Annotated in this window: 2 protein-coding genes; one reads left to right on the top strand and one right to left on the bottom strand. The window is 59.1% G+C overall.

Going from position 1 to position 2,694, the window contains the following annotated elements:
• Positions 1-574: 574 nt before the first annotated feature.
• Complete coding sequence (locus tag ACFFNA_RS03530) at positions 575-781, bottom strand: site-specific integrase (protein WP_378915646.1); 207 nt, start codon at positions 779-781, stop codon at positions 575-577.
• Positions 782-947: 166 nt separating this feature from the next.
• Here ACFFNA_RS03530 and ACFFNA_RS03525 point away from each other — a divergent pair, with 166 nt between their 5' ends.
• Entirely contained in the window at positions 948-2,180 is a 1,233-nt protein-coding gene (locus tag ACFFNA_RS03525) for a site-specific integrase (protein WP_378915644.1), read from the top strand.
• Positions 2,181-2,694: the final 514 nt, after the last annotated feature.

Raw genomic sequence — 2,694 nt, 5'->3', positions numbered from 1 at the left:
ACGAGGACCTTACCGGGCATTCCCTCCGGCAATGCCCGGCCTGTCATCAGGGGCGGATGATCGTCATCGAAACGTTCGACGGCGTCACCGGACCCCCGCCATACTGGGATACATCATGAAAGAAGCGCTCAGCTTTCGTCGTCACCGTATCGCCCGCGCCGTTCGGCCGCAAAACCGAGCCGGTCCCGCGAAGGTGCGCCGCCATCACCCCCGGGCAGCCTCTCCCGGCAGGACGCGGCGCCGGTCCTCACCTTGCCGCAACCGATATCCGTGCCGCTTTCGGCGCACCGACCCCTGCAATCGCCGCGTCCACGACCGCATCCGCGCCCACGCCATGCCTGTTCATGGGCACGGCCTCAATTGAACGCCCATAGCGGCCACCTGTGCCGGCGGCTTAGTCCAACACGTTTTTAGCTCACCGTCGCGATCCACCACAGCGCGCTCTCGCCAGCCGCCTTTCTGCGCGACGCCAAGCTAAAAACGCTCTGCATAATCACGAGATCCCCGTAATGCGGAGGAGCGCGGCCTGATTGGCGGATTTTCGCCGGTTTTGTCCATGTTCCTCCGCATTATTTCAGAGCGTATCCAGCCAGGCGAGCACGCTTGCATCGCGCTTCCAAGATGGCTGGCCGCCGGGTGTCGTTGGAACGGCGACCTTTTCCAGGGCTTTCCGCTTCGTTTCCAGATTGGCCCTGGCATAGTGGTTGGTTGTGTCGAGGCTCACATGGCCGAGCCAGCTGCGGATGACCGTAACGTCGACGCCCGCCGAGATGAGGTGCACGGCGGTGGCGTGCCGGCTATGTCTTGATCAACATAGGCGGCACTATCTACCCTGCCCGACTATGTCGGGTAGCTAGATTTCGATCAAAGATTTCAATGCTTTATAGATAGCGTATAGACATAGTTCGTAGCCCTTCCAGCAATCCAGCTTGAGAAGGGAGCGAAGAATGAAGTATTTCATCAATGCTGATTTTGCGTTGTCGCGGCCGCCAGAGGGTCCGGTGGCGAGTTACATTATCCCGTTTGCCGAATGGCTCGTTGATCGAGGCTATGGTCTTGTTTCTACGAGGAACCAGGTGCTGATGGCTGCAGGCTTCAGCAGTTGGCTTCGGCAAAAGGGGATTGCGCTAAGCGACATAAGTGGAGACCATGCTGGGCGTTATTTGCTGGACCGAGCGCAGCGGCCAAAGCTTGGAGATGACGCCGCTCTTCGACATCTATTGGCCTTTCTACGAAGCCAGGACGCGATCGCCGAAGAGATTAAGGCCGACCACAGCCCATCGCCGGTAGAACAGCATGTGCTGGCATACGAGCGGTACTTGCAAGATGCACGTGCGCTATCTCGTCAAACGATTATAAATTACCGGCCAGTCGTTCGAGATTTTCTCAACTTCCGCTTCAGTGATGGTGGGGTGTCGCTCGCGCAACTGCGCGCCGTCGACGTGACCGATTTCGTGCAAAAGAGGGTTTCGCGTCTCAATATGCGACGCGCCAAAACCATCACGACCGCATTGCGGTCGTTTCTCTCCTATGCGCGTTATCGTGGAGACACCACCGCAGACTTGGCGGCAGCAGTTCCGATCGTGGCCAACTGGTCGCTCTCGTCTATTCCTCGTGCGATCGGCCGCGAAGAGGTAGCTCGTTTACTCGCCAGCATTGATCGGGATACGCCCATCGGATGTCGCGATTATGCGATGATCCTCGCATTGGCGCGATTGGGATTGCGGTCGAGCGAGCTGGTGACGCTCGAACTCGACGATATCGATTGGGCAGCCGGAGAGATCCATGTGGTTGGCAAGAACGGGCAGCGCAACGATCTTCCGTTGCCTGCGGATGTTGGCGAGGCGATTGCCGACTACCTGGGGAAGTCGCGTCCACGCAATGCCAGTCGTCGCGTCTTTTTGCGCGACAAGGCCCCGATCCGTGGTTTCACTGGCCAGAGTGGACTCGGGTCAGTTATCCGACGCTCACTCAAAAGGGCCGGGATCGACGCTCCCACAAAGGGAGCGCATCAGTTCCGACATGGGCTTGCCTCAGAGATGCTGCGTGGCGGCGCGTCGCTGGGTGAGATCGGTGAGGTTCTGGGCCACCGTCATGTGCAGACAACGGCGATTTACGCCAAGGTCGACCTGAACGCGTTGCGAACATTGGCTTTGCCGTGGCCGGGAGAAGTTCAATGAGCACACTCCGACAGGCTGTTCAGGACTACATCGAGATGCGGCGAGGGCTGGGGTTCAAGCTGCGAGAGGCGGGAAGAGGATTGTTCGATTTCGTCACCTTTCTGGAAGCCAATGACACGCCATATATCACGACGGAGCTCGCCCTTGCCTGGGCTCAGCGACCATCGCATGCGCAGCCTTCGCATTGGGCGAGACGGCTGGGCCACGTCCGCGTATTCGCCCGTCATCGGGCTGCCGCTGATCCGCGGACCCAGATACCCCCAGACGGTTTGCTACCCTTTCGCCCGAAGCGGGCACGGCCATATCTCTATTCCAAGGAAGACATCCAACGCCTCCTGTCGGCCGCTCTGGAGATGCCGTGCAGATATACCCGCTGCATGCTCAGGCCATGGACATATTATTGCCTGTTCGGATGGTTCTGTCGCAAATCGTGATTTCGGTCACGACGCGACGCTTTCGCGCCAATGATCAGGCGGCAAGGATCTCGAACTGCTCGGCAATTGAAGGGCATGGA

Source organism: Mesorhizobium kowhaii, assembly GCF_042431665.1.
In the GTDB taxonomy this organism is placed as follows: Bacteria; Pseudomonadota; Alphaproteobacteria; order Rhizobiales; family Rhizobiaceae; genus Mesorhizobium; species Mesorhizobium kowhaii.
This window is presented reverse-complemented; position numbering and strand designations above follow the sequence as displayed.